We start from the raw sequence: 16,152 nt of genomic DNA, 5'->3' as shown, positions 1-16,152 counted from the left end.
CAAATCTACTGAGGGAGCGGGCTTGCTCGCGAAAGCGCAGTGTCAGTCACCAGTAATATGACCTGAGACACTGCCTTCGCGAGCAAGCCCCACATTTGGTTTTGTGTTTACCCATAAAAAACCGGGCGGCTGTTGGGCCGCCCGGTTTTGTTTGCGGGGTTACAGGTGCGATTCGGCGTATTCGGCCAGGATCGAGCGAGGCACCCCTTGCAGGGTGATGTGCACTCCGTTGGGGAAGTCTTTGAAGCGTTCGGTCAGGTACGTCAGCCCGGAGCTGGTCGCGGACAGGTAAGGGGTGTCGATCTGCGCCAGGTTGCCCAGGCACACCACTTTGGAGCCGGCGCCAGCCCGGGTGATGATGGTTTTCATCTGGTGCGGCGTGAGGTTCTGGCATTCGTCGATCAGGATCAGGCTTTGCTGGAAGCTGCGACCGCGAATGTAGTTAAGCGATTTGAATTGCAGCGGCACTTTGCTGAGGATGTAGTCGACGCTGCCATGGGTGTTTTCGTCATCCATGTGCAAGGCTTCGAGGTTGTCGGTGATGGCGCCCAGCCAAGGCTCCATTTTTTCCGCTTCGGTGCCGGGCAGGAAGCCGATTTCCTGATCCAGCCCTTGTACGCTGCGGGTCGCGATAATGCGGCGATAGCGCTTGCTGACCATGGTCTGCTCGATCGCAGCCGCCAGCGCCAGAATGGTTTTACCCGAACCGGCAGCCCCGGACAGGTTGACCAGATGGATGTCCGGGTCCAGCAGCGCGTACAGCGCCAGACTCTGATAGATGTCCCGTGGCTTGAGCCCCCAAGCCTCTTGATGGAGCAGCGGTTCCTGATGCAGGTCGAGGATCAGCAGCTTGTCTTCTTCGATCTCCTTGATCCAGCCGACAAAGCCCTGTTCGTCAATGATGAACTCGTTGATGTGGACCGCCGGCAGGTTGTCGATCAGTTGCACCTGATGCCAGGTGCGGCCGTGGTCCTGGCGGGTGTCGACCTTGCTCACGCGGTCCCAGAAAGAGCCGGTCATGTTGTGATAGCCGTTGGGCAGCAGGGAGACGTCATCGACCAGTTGGTCGGTGCTGTAGTCTTCGGCGGCAATGCCGCAGGCGCGCGCCTTGAGGCGCATGTTGATGTCTTTGGTGACCAGCACCACAGGTTTTTTCGGATCGCGCGCGTGCAGGTCGATCAACTGGTTGATGATTTTGTTGTCGTTCAGGTGCTCGGGCAGAATCAGATGCGGCTCGGCGTGCTTGCTCATCAAAATTGACAGCAAGCCCTTCGGCCCGCCCTTGCCGCGCTGGATCGGCACACCCAGTTCAACGTCTTCAGGGGACGCATCGCCCAGGGTCTTGTCGATCAGCCGGATGGCCTGACGGCATTCGGCGGCCACGCTGTGATGCCCGCTCTTGAGCTTGTCGAGCTCTTCCAGCACGGTCATCGGGATGGCGACGTGATGTTCTTCAAAGTTAAGCAGGGCGTTTGGATCGTGAATCAATACGTTGGTATCGAGTACATAAAGGATTGGCTGGTTGGAAGAAGGGCTACGTCCGTGATCATCCATACTCGGTCACCTTTGTGGGAGCCATTCGACGCAATACCTGGGCGGTGCTGCGCCTCGAAGTGACTACCGAATTCACCTGCGAAGCTCTCGGTGAGGAGCAGATGAACTGCACACAAAATGGGTCTTGGAAGACGCCACCTGTGTTGCAGGTTTCGGCGGTCTGTCTTCGTAATACTCCAAAACCCATGACATAAAAAAGCACTTTGACGGTTTTTTTAAGTTTATTTTGCAAAGTGACGAAAAGCCCTTGGCGGACTCTGTCGACACCGTTAGAGTCGGAAGTCCGCCTGCATCGATTCCTCGAAAAAAACCACCTCTAGCCCAATGTTTCCGGGCTTTTTCCGTTTTTCAGCGAAACCCGTCCTGGCAGTCTTCCCAACCAATGCCGCTTTGCGCGGTTTGCGTGATCAGCCACGGTAGCGAGGTCTTCACCGCATCCTGTTTCATGTTGAAATTGATCACCCCGTGCCGCCACAACAACATCAGGGTCAGCACTCGCTGCGCGCTTGGGTTGCCCTTGAGCTTGCCCGCACCGTCCTGGGCATCGATGTCCCACAGCGCCACGTGCAGGCCCTGGGTATTGAAGAACCCTTGTGCGTCGCTGCGGCGCTGACCTTCCGGTGGACGGAACAGCGGCACGTAGTTTTCCGGCAACTTGTTCCTCACCAGATCGGCGCTGCGGCGCACCGAATCCTGCCAGTCCTGCCAGTAGCTATGGGAGCGGAACTCCCAACCCTGCACGCCTACGCACTGTTGAGAGAACGCCGCTTGCAGGCTGCTCACCGAACGATCGGCCAGCCGCGCCTGGATATCCTTGCCGAGCATGAAGAAAGTACCGCTCAAGTTTGCCTTGCGCAGGTACTCGGTGAGCCAGTCGGTGTTGTCCGGTTGCACATTGGCAGCGCTGTCGAACGTCAGCAGAAACAGCCGGTCGTGCATCTCGTCGCCATTACGCTCGTAGTCGCCAAAACGATCGAATTCATTGCTGGTCTGCGGTGACAGCGCAGCCTTGCGCATCAGCTCGTCCAGATACTGCAAATGGAAGATCCGGCTCGGCTCTGCCCACTGGGTGTAAAAACTGTCGTCACTGACCACAAACTTGGCGGCCTGCTCGCGCAACGTCGGCAAGTCCTCAACGAGGAAGCAGAACGAGGCATCCTGATCGCAGCTTTGCTGGGCGTAGTTATAGCTGCTCAGCAAGCGCTGCCAGAGACGCTGGCGCAGGCTGTTGATCGCGTCGATATTGACTGTACGCAGCCCCAGGCGCTGAGCCAGTGCAGCTTCGCCCATGGACTCGGTGCCGAGCAAACCGCGAGCGAACATAAGGATTTCCGCACGCGAAGCGACATCGAACAGGGTCGGGCTGGTCAGTTGCTCAGGCCAAGTGCTGCGATCCAGCGTCGCCACATCGCCCGGCGCCGCGACGGCACCGAAGCTCAATAGCCACGCGGTGAATAAAAGAACAATGCGCAAAGAGGTGTCTCCATAACAAAACCCGCGCGGCACTATAGCTGATCCCGCCCAACTTCCCGCACTCCCCCCATCCCCTTCGCAAGCAAGCCCGCTCCCACCGGGGTTACGCAGCAGGCCGTCGATCACCTATGGACTTGATAGCTGGAGTCATCCGCCCCAACCCCCTAGAATCGCCCCCACGATTAAAGGAGACGACTTCATGCTGATGGTGATTTCCCCCGCCAAGACCCTCGATTACGAAACACCGCCGGCGACCCAGCGCTTTACCCAGCCTCAATACCTCGACCACTCCCAGGAGCTGATCCAGCAGTTGCGCGAACTGAGCCCGGCGCAGATCAGCGAACTGATGCACGTTTCCGACAAGATCGGCGGCCTCAACGCCGCGCGTTTCGGCAGCTGGACGCCCGCCTTCACCGCGGAAAACGCCAAGCAAGCCCTGCTCGCGTTCAAGGGTGACGTGTACACCGGTCTCGACGCGCAGTCCTTCAGCGAAGCCCAGTTCGACTACGCGCAAAAGCACCTGCGCATGCTCTCCGGCCTTTATGGCCTGCTGCGTCCACTGGACCTGATGCAACCGTATCGCCTGGAAATGGGCACCAAACTGGCCAACGCCCGTGGCAAGGATCTGTACGCCTTTTGGGGCACGCGCATCAGCGAATGGCTGAACCAGGCGCTCGCAGATCAGGGCGACGACGTGCTGCTCAACCTGGCCTCCAACGAGTACTTCTCGGCGGTCAAACGCAGCGCCCTGAACGCGCGGATCATCAACACCGAGTTCAAGGACCAGAAGAACGGCCAGTACAAGATCATCAGCTTCTACGCGAAAAAGGCCCGAGGCCTGATGAGCCGTTTCGTGATCCAGGAAAAAATCAACGACCCAGCCCTGCTCAAGCAATTCGATGTGCAGGGTTATCGCTACAGTACCGAGCAATCGAAACCGGACACGCTGGTGTTCTTGCGCGACCACGCCCCCGAATAAAGCATGCTCAATGCACGACGCTTTCTATAAAGAGTCGTGCATTGAGCACGATGTCAAAAATCCCTCCCTCGATATCGCCATTTTAATGGCGCCATAAAATCAACACCCTCTTTTCTAATATTAGTTTCACTCGACACTCTTCATTTTTTTCAGTAGTGGCACCTGAATTTTTTCACGGTAGTGGCACAAAACTATCTAACGTGATTATTCGCCTGTTAATAAAGGTCGAAAACGAAAGTGCTATCAAATTGAGATTAGTGCCATCTTTGACAATATTTCAAGAAATTTCAGATTTCGCGATGAGCGGGCTGGAACTATGTCCAAATGCATAGCTCATACCACCGGTAACGATTCTCGCCGAGTTTGTACGAGATAACTTACGCCAGGCAGATAGCCATGTAACCAAGTTGTCACAGCAACTTGCCTAGATGACTAACTAGTCTGAAAGCAACTTGATGGACAGGAGATAAGCACCATTAACATCCCCTGCAAGGCCATGGCCGCGCCCCTGTAAACGTGCTCGTCTGAGCACCCAACCGCTTGATACACAAGGCTTAAACCTGAGATCAAGCGCGTAAAAACGACTGTACCAAGATCTTCAAACATGAAGATTGGCTGCAAAACAGGGCACGTCATAACAACAAGGCCTGGTTGCGCACATCTTGAGTGCACTTATTTAGACACTCGAAACTTAGTATGCCTGCACACGGCATTGTGGCGCCTGTATGCCGCACTTTCGAGTGCACTAATGAACGCTGAACACCATTAACTCCGGCCCTCTAACGGCCTGATATATACAGAGGTAATTGCGATGCGCATCAGCATATTTGGTTTGGGTTACGTTGGCGCAGTGTGTGCCGGTTGCCTGTCTGCACGGGGCCATGACGTGGTTGGCGTCGATGTTGCCAAAGACAAGATCGACATGATCAACGCCGGCAAATCGCCGATTGTTGAACCGGGCCTGGGCGAACTTCTGGCACAGGGTGTCCAGACCGGTCGTCTGCGTGGCACGACCAACTTCGCCGAGGCGATTCGTGACACCGATCTGTCGATGATTTGCGTCGGCACGCCGAGCAAGAAGAACGGCGATCTGGAACTGAACTACATCGAAGCGGTGTGCCGCGAGATCGGTTTTGTCCTGCGAGAAAAAACCACCCGCCACACCATCGTCGTTCGCAGCACCGTACTGCCGGGCACCGTTGCCAACGTGGTGATCCCGATCCTGGAAGACTGCTCCGGCAAGAAGGCCGGCGTTGATTTCGGCGTCGCGGTCAACCCGGAATTCCTGCGTGAATCCACCGCCATCGCCGACTACGACCTGCCACCGATGACCGTCATCGGCGAGTTCGACAAGGCTTCGGGCGACGTTCTGCAAGCGCTGTATGAAGAACTCGACGCGCCAATCATCCGCAAGGACATCGCCGTCGCCGAGATGATCAAGTACACCTGCAACGTCTGGCACGCGACCAAAGTGACCTTCGCCAACGAGATCGGCAACATCGCCAAAGCCGTCGGCGTCGATGGCCGTGAAGTGATGGAGGTGGTCTGCCAGGACAAGACCCTCAACCTGTCCCAGTACTACATGCGTCCGGGCTTCGCGTTCGGCGGCTCGTGCCTGCCCAAAGACGTGCGTGCCCTGACCTACCGCGCCGGCTCCCTGGACGTCGAAGCGCCGCTGCTCAACTCGCTGATGCGCAGCAACGAATCGCAAGTGCAGAACGCCTTCGACATCGTTGAAAGCCATGACAAACGCAAAGTCGCTCTCCTCGGTTTGAGCTTCAAGGCCGGCACCGACGACCTGCGCGAAAGCCCGCTGGTTGAGCTGGCTGAAATGCTGATCGGCAAGGGTTACGACCTGAGCATCTACGACAGCAACGTCGAGTACGCCCGTGTTCACGGCGCGAACAAGGACTACATCGAATCGAAGATTCCGCATGTGTCGTCCCTGCTCAACGCAGACTTCGACTCGGTCATCGATAACTCCGACGTGATCATCCTCGGCAACCGCGACGAGAAATTCCGTTCGCTGGCCCAGCAAGCACCGCACGGCAAACAGGTCATCGATCTGGTCGGCTTCATGGCCAAAGCCACCGACGCCGGTACGCGCACCGAAGGCATTTGCTGGTAACGCAGCCCTAAGCGAAAAGCCTCGAGCTGCGGCTTACAGCTCGAGGCTTGCAGCTCGAAGCCTCCAATACCTTCGGATGACGTTGATGACCAAGCTCAAACATTTTTTTCTGCAATCCGCCGGCTGGCTTTTCTATTTGAGTCTGCTGATGGGCCTGGCCTTGATGCTGCCCGCGTCCACATTCGACTCCGAGTCGAAGGACTTCATTTTCCTGATTGGCGCCGTGGGTATCTGGCGCTACTCGATGGGTGCAACGCACTTTGTGCGCGGCATGATTTTTCTCTACATCGTTTATCCGCACCTGCGCCGTAAAGTGCGCAAGCTGGGTAAAGCAGCGGACCCCTCGCATGTGTTTCTGATGGTCACCAGTTTCCGTATCGACGCGCTCACCACCGCGCAGGTCTACAGCTCGGTGATCCGCGAAGCCATCGACTGCGAACTGCCGACCACTGTGGTCTGCTCGATCGTCGAAATGTCCGATGAGCTGTTGGTGAAAGCGTTGTGGGCGCGGATGAATCCGCCCGAACGCGTCAAGCTCGACTTCGTGCGCATTCCCGGCACCGGCAAACGTGATGGCCTGGCCTACGGTTTCCGCGCGATCTCCCGTCACCTGCCGGACGACCGCGCCGTGGTCGCCGTGATCGATGGCGACACCGTGCTCGGCGAAGGCACCGTGCGCAAGACCGTGCCGTGGTTTCAGTTGTTCGGCAACGTCGGCGGCCTGACCACCAACGAGTTCTGCGAAGTGCGCGGCGGCTACATCATGAGCGAATGGCACAAGCTGCGCTTCGCCCAGCGTCACATCAACATGTGTTCGATGGCCCTGTCCAAGCGCGTACTGACCATGACCGGGCGCATGTCGGTGTTCCGCGCCACCGTGGTGACCAACCCGGAATTCATCGCCGACGTGGAGAGCGACTCGCTGCAGCACTGGCGCCTGGGTCGTTTCAAGTTTTTGACCGGCGACGACAAGTCGAGCTGGTTCAGCCTGATGCGTCTGGGTTACGACACCTTTTACGTGCCTGACGCGGCGATCAACACCGTTGAACATCCGCCGGAAAAGAGCTTCATCAAGGCCAGCCGCAAACTCATGTTCCGCTGGTACGGCAACAACCTGCGGCAGAACTCCCGCGCGTTGGGTCTGGGTGTGAAACGCCTCGGCGCCTTCACCTCGGTGGTGCTGTTTGATCAGCGCGTATCGATGTGGACGTCCTTGCTCGGCCTGACCGTGGCGATCATCGCCAGCTTCAAGTACGGCACCGCATTCATTCTGGTTTACCTGCTGTGGATCGGCATCACCCGCCTGATTCTGACCTTGCTGTTGTCCTGCTCCGGTCACCGGATCGGCCCGGCTTATCCGGCGATTCTCTATTACAACCAGATCGTCGGTGCGCTGGTGAAGATCTACGTGTTCTTCCGCCTCGACCAACAGTCCTGGACTCGCCAGCCCACGTCCCTGACCCGTGATCTCGCCAGCTTTCAACGTTGGTTCAACACCTGGTCGTCTCGGACCATGACCTTCTCCGCCGGCAGCATTTTCGTCGCCGTGCTGCTGATGATGGTCTGACCCGCCCCTCTTGAATTAACAAGGAAATCGCCCCTATGAATACCGCCGTCAACGCCAATGTAGTGCATGAATCCGAAGCCCAGCGTCAGCACGCCCGCGTGAAAATCCCGGCCAAACTGCGTTTCTTCGGCCCTGACCGGGCGCCCGTTGAAACGCGGGTCCTGGACCTCTCGGCCGGCGGCCTGGCGTTCAACGCCGGGCAACTGCCGCTGACTATCGGCGAGGTGTACAAGGCCCGCCTGCAATTTGTCATCGACAACCTCGGCCTGGCCATGGACGTTGAACTGCAGGTTCGCTCTTACGACCGCCCGAGCGGTCGCGTTGGCTGCCAGTTTCAGAACCTTGAGCCGCAGGATATCTCCACCCTGCGCCACTTGATCACCTCGCACCTGGCTGGCGACATCGTCAGCATGGGTGAAGTGCTGGCGACCCTGCAGCGCGACAACTTCACCAAGGCCCGCAAGGTCAAGGACAGCGGCTCCGGCATGACGCCGTTCGGCCGTTTGAAGGCCGTGACGTTCAGCGCCGGTGTTTTTGTCGTCGGCCTGGTCGCCGCCGGTTTCATTTTCAAATCGGTGTACGGCATGTACTTCGTCAGCCACGCGCAGGCTGGCCTGGTCAGCGTGCCGGGGATGAACATCACCATGCCGCGTGACGGCACCGTGCAGAGCCTGGTCAAGTCCGACGGCGTCGCCGCCAAAGGTGCACCACTGGCGACGTTCAGCACCAGCATGCTTGACGTGCTCAAGGGCCACCTGGAAGAAGACCAGTTGACCCCGGCCAAGGTCGAGGAACTGTTCGGCAAGCAAATGACCGGCACCCTGACTTCGCCGTGCGACTGCACCGTGGCTCAGCAACTGGTGGCCGACGGTCAATACGCGAGCAAGGGCGACGTGATCTTCCAACTGGTGCCGCGCAACACCCAGGCCACCGTTGATGCGCGGTTCTCCTATCGCCAGTTCGGCGACGTGCGTCCGGGTACGCCTGTGAGCTTCCAGATCGCCGGCGAAGACCAGACCCGCACCGGCAAGATTGTCAGCAGCACCAGCCTGAAAAGCGCAGACCTGTCCTCCGACATCCGCGTGCAGATCCAGCCTGACGAGCCGCTCGACAGCCGCTTCGCCGGCCGCCCGGTGGAAGTGAACAGCGACCGGGGCCCGAACCTGAACTGGCTGATCGACAAAGCCATGGCTGCCGGTCTTTAAGTCGAGGACATGCCTGTGACGATTCCTGTTTTGTTGAACACGCCGCAGCCCTTGTGGGAGCGGGCTTGCTCGCGAATGCGGTTGAACATTCAAAATCAATGTGGGCTGGCACACCGCTTTCGCGAGCAAGCCCGCTCCCACATGGGGCCGCTGTGTGCAGTGGCATTGGCGGTCAGTCTGGCCGGTTGCGCCGGCCTGCCCGACCAGCGCCTGGCCAACGAAGCACTCAAGCGTGGCGACACCGCCACCGCTGCGCAGAACTATCAGCAACTGGCCGATCTGGGTTACAGCGAAGCGCAAGTGGGCCTGGCAGATATTCAGGTCGACAGCCACGACCCCGAGCAAATGAAACAGGCCGAAGCGACTTACCGCGCAGCGGCCAGTGTTTCATCGCGAGCCCAGGCGCGACTCGGCCGCTTGCTGGTAGCCAAACCCGGTTCCACCGAAGCCGAGCGTCAGGAGGCCGAAAGCCTGCTGAAAAAGGCGGCCGCCCAAGGCGAAGGCAACACGTTGATCCCGCTGGCGATGCTGTACCTGCAATACCCGCACAGTTTTCCGAACATCAACGCTCAGCAACAGATCGATCAGTGGCGCCAATCCGGTTACCCCGAGGCGGGTCTGGCCCAAGTGCTGCTCTATCGCACCCAAGGCACTTACGACCAGCATCTGGATGACGTGGAAAGAATATGCAAAGCCGCGCTCAACACCACCGACATCTGCTACGTCGAACTGGCCACGGTCTATCAGAAACGTGCCCAGCCTGAACAACAGGCCGAGCTGATCAAGCAGATGCAGGCCGGTTACAGCCGTGGCACCGTCACCGCTCAACGCGTCGATTCGGTCGCCCGTGTGCTGGCCGATCCGACCCTGGGCACGACCGACGAAAAAACCGCGCAGTCGTTGCTCGAACCGATTGCTCCGGGCTACCCGGCATCGTGGGTGACGCTTGCGCAATTGCTCTACGACTTCCCGGAACTGGGCGACATCGATCAGATGATGCAGTACCTGGATAACGGCCGCGCCGCCGACCAGCCGCGTGCCGAACTGTTGCTGGGCAAGCTCTACTACGAAGGCAAAATGGTCCCGCCCGATGCGAAAGTCGCCGAGGAACATTTCCAGAAAGCCGTCGGCCGCGAAGTCGCCGCCGATTACTACCTCGGCCAGATCTATCGCCGTGGTTACCTGGGCAAGGTCTATCCGCAGAAGGCTCTCGACCACTTGCTGACCGCTGCGCGCAACGGCCAGAACAGCGCCGACTTCGCCATCGCCCAACTGTTCTCCCAAGGCAAAGGCACCCAGCCCGACCCGGTCAACGCCTATGTGTTCAGCCAATTGGCCAAGGCGCAAAACACCCCGCAAGCCAATGAACTGGCCGCCACCCTCGAGGCGCAATTGCCGCCCGAGCGTCTGGCCCAAGCCCAGCGCCTGCTGCAGCAAGAGCAGGCCAGTCGTGGTGCCCTGAACCCGAACACGCTGCAACTGCACGCCCTGCAAGAAGAAGACGGCGAGGAAAAACTATGAAGCTCAATCCATTCGTGAAGGCCGGCATTGGCCTCACTTTCGCGCTGATCTGGTCTTGCCCGACACTGGCTGCGATGACTGAAAGCAAAAACTTCGGCCTGGAAGTGAAAATCACCGGCCAGTCCGAAGACGACCGCGACCTCGGCACCGCCGGTGGCGGCGACGTCAACGGCCTCGGGCTCGACCTGCGTCCGTGGGTCTACGGCGAAAGCGGCGCGTGGAGCGCCTACGCCATGGGTCAGGCCGTGACCTCGACCGACATCATCGAGACCGACACCCTGCAGCAGTCCGACAGCGAAGGTACGCAGACCACCGACAACGGTGACCGCAAGACCAAGAAAAACTACTTGGCAATGCGCGAGTTCTGGGTCGGCTACAGCGGCCTCACCCCTTACCCGGGCGAGATGCTCAAGTTCGGTCGCCAGCGCCTGCGCAATGACGACGGCCAATGGCGCGACACCAACATCGAAGCGCTGAACTGGACCTTCGACACCACCCTGTTGCGCGCCAACGCCGGTGTTGCCGAACGCTTCAGCGAATACCGCACCGACCTCAAAGAGCTGGCGCCCAAAGACAAGGATCGCCTGCACGCCTACGCCGATGCCGCTTACCAGTGGACACCGGGGCAATGGGTCGGCATTCGCGGTCACCACACCCACGACGACGGCAAGCTCGATTACGCCGAACCGGGCGTGCCCCGCGACTCGCTGGACAAGACCGAGAACGGCGACATCAGTTGGCTCGGCCTGACCGCCGACAGCGACGCCTACAACTGGCGCAACACCAACACCGTCAACTACTGGGGCAGCATCACCGGCATGAGCGGCGAGCGCGACACGATCAACGCCCTCAACGCCGATGGCTCACGCCCGGCGCAAGCCAAACGCAGCGATGACGTCAATGGCTGGGCCACAGACATTGGTGTGCGTCTGCGCCTCGATCAGCAATGGCAGGTCGGTGCCGCGTATGCCCGCGCCAGCGCCGATTACGAACAGAACGGCCTGGAAAGCAACCGCTCGAACTACACCGGTACGCGTTCGCGCGTTCACCGTTTCGGCGAAGCCTTCCGTGGCGAAATGAACAACATGCAGACCGCCACCCTGTTCGGTTCGTGGATGCTCAACGACGAGTACGACGCCAGCCTGATCTACCACAAGTTCTGGCGTGTCGACGGTAGCAAACCGGTCGGCAGCAACGGCATCAACGCCGTGCAAAACAACACCGACGACGTCACTGGCGCGATCCTTTCCAGCACCTCTTTGCCACTTGAAGACGGCAACAAGGATCTGGGTCAGGAGATGGATCTGGTGGTCACCAAGTACTTCAAGCAAGGCCTGTTGCCGGCGGCGTTGAGCCAGTCGATCGACGAACCTTCGGCGCTGGTGCGTTTGCGTGGTGGCGTGTTCAAGCCGGGCGACGCCTACGGCAAACAGGTTGATTCGTACATGCACCGCGCGTTCATCGACGTGATCTGGCGCTTCTGATGCAAACCGCGAAGGGAGTGCCCGACATGAATAACGCAAGGAAAGGCTCGCTCAGCCTGTTGGCCGGCGCCCTGCTGCTGGCCTCCGCTGGCGCCTTCGCCACCGGTGCGCCGGTCAAGCCTGTCACCGTTGCCAAAGAGTTGCAGCAAGCCAAGACCTATACCGTCAGCAGCGCGCCGACCGAGGAACTGGAACTGGCCAGGCCGACACTGCCCGACCTCTCCGGCTACACCGCCGAAGCCGCCGCCGCGAAAATCGTCCGTAGCCAACCGGGCAAGATCAGCGTGCGCCGGATGATGCAGGAAGACGCCCTGAAGGACTTCATCGGCGGCGACAACAAAATGGCTGAATGGGTGGTGCGTCAGCACGGCATCCCGCAGGCGATCTTCGTCGACGACGGCTACATGAACCTCAAAGAGTTGGCGCAGAAGCTGCCCAAGCAGTACTTCAGCGAAACCTCACCGGGCGTGTACCTGGCCAAATTGCCGATCGTGGTTGGCCGTAAAGGCATCCTCGAAATCGACGGCCAGACCCAGGAGCTGCGCCTGTCACAAGAGGCCGGTTCGTTCCTGGTCAACGACGGCCAGTTGTTTGTGCGTGACACCAAAGTCACGGGCTGGCGCGAGAAGGACAACGGCCCGGCGACCTTCCGTTCGCCGAAGGAATTCCGGCCGTTCCTGCTCGCCTGGGGTGGCACCGAGACCTACATCGTCAACAGCAAAATGGCCAGTTTCGGCTACGCCAACAGTAAGTCGTACGGGGTGAGCATTTCCCAGTACACGCCGAACATGGCCAAGGTACTCAAGCGTCCCGAGCCCACCGGCTGGATCGTCGGTTCCGAGTTCTCGGACATGTGGTACGGCTTCTACTGCTACGAGACCCGCGACTTCGTGGTCAAGGGCAACACCTACAAAGACAACATCGTCTACGGCATCGACCCGCATGACCGCTCGCACGGCCTGATCATTGCCCAGAACACCGTTCACGGCACGAAGAAGAAGCACGGGATCATCATTTCCCGTGAGGTCAACGACAGCTTCATCTTCAACAACAAAAGCTACGACAACCACCTCTCGGGCCTGGTGATCGACCGTAACAGCGTCAACAACATCGTGGCCTACAACGAGATCTACAAGAACCACACCGACGGCATCACCCTCTACGAGTCCGCCGACAACCTGCTGTGGGGCAACAAGGTCATCAGCAACAAGCGCCACGGCATCCGCATTCGTAACAGCGTGAACATCCGCCTCTACGAGAACATCGCCATGGCCAACGGCCTGACCGGCGTCTACGGCCACATCAAAGACCTGACCGACACCGACCGTGACATCAAGCTCGACCCGTTCGACGCCCAGGTCTCGCTGATCGTGGTGGGCGGTGAACTCGCGGCCAACGGCAGCGGCCCGCTGTCGATCGATTCGCCCTTGAGTGTCGAGCTGTATCGCGTGTCGATGCTGGCGCCGACCAAATCCAGCGGCATCAGCTTCAACGGCATCCTCGGCGAGCGCCAGGATGAAATTCTCGACCTGCTGGTGCGCCAGCAGAAAGCCGTGCTGATCGACCCTGTCGAACGCCAGACCGAACTGCAGGACTGAGGATAATTTTATGCACCCACACTTGATCAGATTACTCAGCCTGTCGGCCCTGACCGTGGGCATTCTGGCCGCCAGCAATGGCGCTCGCGCCGACGAGGCTGCCGGTGTCACCCCGCCCAGGTTCACCGCCGAGCCGTGCTGCAACCTGTGCCCGGCCGCCCATGACGCGAAGAACTACACCACGCGTTATCAGCAGAACTTCACCACCCTGGTGCAGGCGCAAGGCGACTGGCTGTTCCGGACTCAGGAAGACCTGCGCACCGAATTCAACACCACCCCGGCCGGCTACAAACGCCTGCAACAGTTGCACGATGCGTTCAAGAGCAAAGGCGTGGAACTGGTGATCGTCTATCAACCGACCCGGGGCCTGGTGAACCGCAACAAACTCAACCCGCAGGAAAAAGCCGCGTTCGATTACGAGAAGGCTTTGGGCAACTACAAGACCATGCTCGGCCGTTTTGCGCAGATGGGCTACGTGGTGCCGGACCTGTCGCCGCTGACCAACGAATCGCTGCCGGACACCCTGCCCGCCCACGATTTCTATTTCCGTGGCGACCAGCACTGGACGCCATACGGCGCGCAGCGCACGGCAAAAATCGTCGCCGAGAAGGTCAAGCAGATCCCGGCCTTCGCCGACATTCCCAAGCGTGAGTTCGAGACCAAGCGGTCCGGCCGCATGGGCAAAACCGGCACTTTGCATAACATGGCCGGGCAACTGTGCGGCACCAGTTACGCGATCCAGTACATGGATCAGTTCACCACCGAGCCGAAAGGCGAGGCCGCTGACGGCGATCTGTTCGGCGATTCCGGCAACCCGCAAATCACCCTGGTCGGTACGTCCCACAGCGGCAAGAACTACAACTTCGCCGGTTTCCTGCAAGAAGACATCGGTGCCGACATTCTCAACGTTGCCTTCCCCGGCGGTGGTCTGGAAGGTTCGATGTTGCAGTACCTGGGCAGCGACGAATTCCAGAAGAGCCCGCCGAAAATTCTCATCTGGGAGTTCTCGCCGCTGTATCGCCTCGATCAGGAAACCATCTACCGCCAGATGATGGCGCTGCTCGATAACGGCTGCGAAGGCAAAGACGCTCAGATGAGCGCCAGCACCACGCTGAAACCGGGCAGCAAACAGGAACTGCTGGTCAACAGCAAGAACATGAACCTGCAAAACAGCAGTCATCAGGTTGACATCCGTTTCGCCGACACCTCGGTGAAAACCCTGCAAGCCACCCTCTGGTACATGAACGGTCGCCACGAGGACATCAAGATCGAGAAACCGGAAACCTCCGACACCGACGGTCGTTTCGCCTTTGAGTTGCGCACCGACGAAGACTGGGGCTCGCAAAACCTGCTGGCAGTCGAAGTTCAGGGCCCGGAAGCGGGCACCGCGCCACAGAAAGTCGAAGCGAAAATCTGCAAACGCAACGTATTCCCGGGCGCTGGGCAACACACCGCTCAGGTCGGGCAATGAGGTCTGCTATGCGAAATCGAACGATCAAACACCTGCTTGCGCCATCCCTGCTCACCCTGGCGATGTTCGCCGGGGCGACTCAGGCCGCGGCGCCACTGCGTCCACCTCAGGGCTACTTCGCCCCTGTGGATAAATTCAAGACCAGCGACAAAAGCGAAGGCTGCGACGCAATGCCGACGCCGTACACCGGCCCGCTGCAATTTCGCAGCAAATACGAAGGCTCGGACAAGGCCCGCGCGACGCTCAATGTGCAATCGGAAAAAGCCTTCCGCGACACCACCAAAGACATCACCACGCTGGAACGCGGCACCGCCAAACGCGTCATGCAGTTCATGCGTGATGGTCGCCCGGAGCAGCTCGATTGCACGCTGGACTGGCTGGCCGCGTGGGCCAAGTCCGACGCCTTGATGTCGAAAGACTTCAACCACACCGGCAAATCGATGCGCAAATGGGCGCTGGGCAGCATGGCCTCTTCGTACATTCGCCTGAAATTCTCCGACTCGCATCCACTGGCGGAGCATCAGCAGCAAGCGCAGGTGATCGAAGCCTGGTTCAGCAAAATGGCCGATCAGGTGATCAGCGACTGGGACAATCTGCCGCTGGAAAAAACCAACAACCATTCGTACTGGGCGGCGTGGTCGGTGATGGCGACGTCGGTCGCGACCAACCGCCGCGACCTGTTCGATTGGGCAGTGAAGGAATACAAGGTCGGCGCCAATCAGATCGACGCCGACGGCTACCTGCCGAACGAACTCAAGCGCCAGCAACGCGCCCTCGCCTATCACAACTACGCCCTGCCGCCGCTGGCGATGATCGCCAGTTTCGCCCAGGTCAACGGTGTCGATCTGCGCCAGGAAAACAATGGCGCACTGAAACGCTTGGCTGATCGCGTGCTGTCCGGGGTGAAAAACCCGGATGAATTCGAGAAGAAGAACGGCAAAAAACAGGACATGACCGACCTGAAAGAGGACATGAAATTCGCTTGGCTCGAACCGTTCTGCACCCTCTACACCTGCTCGGCGGATGTGCTGGAGAAGAAGCACGGGATGCAACCGTTCAAGACCTTCCGCCTGGGTGGCGACCTGACCAAGGTCTACGACCCGGCGCATGAGAAGGGCAACAAGGGTTCGTAAGAAGGAATGCAATCCCCTGTGGGAGCGGGCTTGCTCGCT

General features: G+C 59.4%; 11 protein-coding genes. 9 read left to right on the top strand and 2 right to left on the bottom strand.

Going from position 1 to position 16,152, the window contains the following annotated elements; genetic code table 11:
* Nucleotides 1–159 precede the first annotated feature (159 nt).
* Complete coding sequence (locus AACY02_RS11690; protein ID WP_339432075.1) at nt 160–1,554, bottom strand: PhoH family protein; 1,395 nt, start codon at nt 1,552–1,554, stop codon at nt 160–162.
* Between the two features lie 348 nt (nt 1,555–1,902).
* A complete protein-coding gene (locus AACY02_RS11685) occupies nt 1,903–3,027 on the bottom strand; it encodes a polysaccharide deacetylase family protein (protein ID WP_339432074.1) in 1,125 nt (374 codons plus the stop codon).
* 199 nt (nt 3,028–3,226) lie between these two features.
* Here AACY02_RS11685 and yaaA point away from each other — a divergent pair, with 199 nt between their 5' ends.
* The 9 genes from yaaA (at nt 3,227) to AACY02_RS11640 (ending at nt 16,113) form a co-directional block, all read left to right on the top strand.
* Nucleotides 3,227–4,006 carry a peroxide stress protein YaaA gene (gene yaaA / locus AACY02_RS11680; protein WP_339432073.1) on the top strand — a complete coding sequence of 260 codons (780 nt, stop codon included), beginning with the start codon at nt 3,227–3,229 and terminating at the stop codon, nt 4,004–4,006.
* 811 nt (nt 4,007–4,817) lie between these two features.
* Complete coding sequence (locus AACY02_RS11675) at nt 4,818–6,134, top strand: nucleotide sugar dehydrogenase (protein WP_339432072.1); 1,317 nt, start codon at nt 4,818–4,820, stop codon at nt 6,132–6,134.
* 85 nt (nt 6,135–6,219) lie between these two features.
* Complete coding sequence (gene alg8 / locus AACY02_RS11670) at nt 6,220–7,701, top strand: mannuronan synthase (RefSeq protein WP_339432071.1); 1,482 nt, start codon at nt 6,220–6,222, stop codon at nt 7,699–7,701.
* Between the two features lie 35 nt (nt 7,702–7,736).
* Nucleotides 7,737–8,906 (top strand): alginate biosynthesis protein Alg44, encoded by a 1,170-nt coding sequence (locus AACY02_RS11665; protein ID WP_339432070.1) that lies wholly within the window; start codon nt 7,737–7,739, stop codon nt 8,904–8,906.
* Nucleotides 8,907–8,921: 15 nt separating this feature from the next.
* Nucleotides 8,922–10,427: an alginate biosynthesis TPR repeat lipoprotein AlgK gene (gene algK, locus AACY02_RS11660; protein ID WP_339432069.1), complete on the top strand. Its 1,506-nt coding sequence runs from the start codon at nt 8,922–8,924 to the stop codon at nt 10,425–10,427.
* Nucleotides 10,424–11,911 carry an alginate export family protein gene (locus AACY02_RS11655; protein WP_339432068.1) on the top strand — a complete coding sequence of 496 codons (1,488 nt, stop codon included), beginning with the start codon at nt 10,424–10,426 and terminating at the stop codon, nt 11,909–11,911. Before algK ends, AACY02_RS11655 begins: the two co-directional genes overlap by 4 nt.
* A 26-nt stretch (nt 11,912–11,937) precedes the next feature.
* Entirely contained in the window at nt 11,938–13,509 is a 1,572-nt protein-coding gene (gene algG, locus AACY02_RS11650) for a mannuronan 5-epimerase AlgG (RefSeq protein ID WP_339432067.1), read from the top strand.
* Nucleotides 13,510–13,519: 10 nt separating this feature from the next.
* Nucleotides 13,520–14,980, top strand: coding sequence for an alginate O-acetyltransferase (locus AACY02_RS11645; RefSeq protein ID WP_339432066.1), 1,461 nt, complete (start codon nt 13,520–13,522; stop codon nt 14,978–14,980).
* Nucleotides 14,981–14,988: 8 nt separating this feature from the next.
* Nucleotides 14,989–16,113, top strand: coding sequence for a mannuronate-specific alginate lyase (locus AACY02_RS11640; RefSeq protein ID WP_339432065.1), 1,125 nt, complete (start codon nt 14,989–14,991; stop codon nt 16,111–16,113).
* The last annotated feature ends 39 nt before the right edge of the window (nt 16,114–16,152 follow it).

It is taken from the genome of Pseudomonas sp. EA_65y_Pfl2_P78 (genome assembly GCF_963970495.1).
Lineage (GTDB): Bacteria > Pseudomonadota > Gammaproteobacteria > Pseudomonadales > Pseudomonadaceae > Aquipseudomonas > Aquipseudomonas baetica_A.
Note: the sequence above shows the minus strand (reverse complement) of the source record. Positions and strands in the feature narration are given on the sequence as shown.

Excerpts from the sequence above, each read along its gene's own strand:
- AACY02_RS11690 (WP_339432075.1), bottom strand. The coding sequence starts at position 1,554 with ATGGATGATCACGGACGTAGCCCTTCTTCCAACCAGCCAATCCTTTAT.
- yaaA (WP_339432073.1), top strand. The coding sequence starts at position 3,227 with ATGCTGATGGTGATTTCCCCCGCCAAGACCCTCGATTACGAAACACCG.
- AACY02_RS11675 (WP_339432072.1), top strand. The coding sequence starts at position 4,818 with ATGCGCATCAGCATATTTGGTTTGGGTTACGTTGGCGCAGTGTGTGCC.
- alg8 (WP_339432071.1), top strand. The coding sequence starts at position 6,220 with ATGACCAAGCTCAAACATTTTTTTCTGCAATCCGCCGGCTGGCTTTTC.
- AACY02_RS11665 (WP_339432070.1), top strand. The coding sequence starts at position 7,737 with ATGAATACCGCCGTCAACGCCAATGTAGTGCATGAATCCGAAGCCCAG.
- AACY02_RS11655 (WP_339432068.1), top strand. The coding sequence starts at position 10,424 with ATGAAGCTCAATCCATTCGTGAAGGCCGGCATTGGCCTCACTTTCGCG.
- algG (WP_339432067.1), top strand. The coding sequence starts at position 11,938 with ATGAATAACGCAAGGAAAGGCTCGCTCAGCCTGTTGGCCGGCGCCCTG.
- AACY02_RS11645 (WP_339432066.1), top strand. The coding sequence starts at position 13,520 with ATGCACCCACACTTGATCAGATTACTCAGCCTGTCGGCCCTGACCGTG.
- AACY02_RS11640 (WP_339432065.1), top strand. The coding sequence starts at position 14,989 with ATGCGAAATCGAACGATCAAACACCTGCTTGCGCCATCCCTGCTCACC.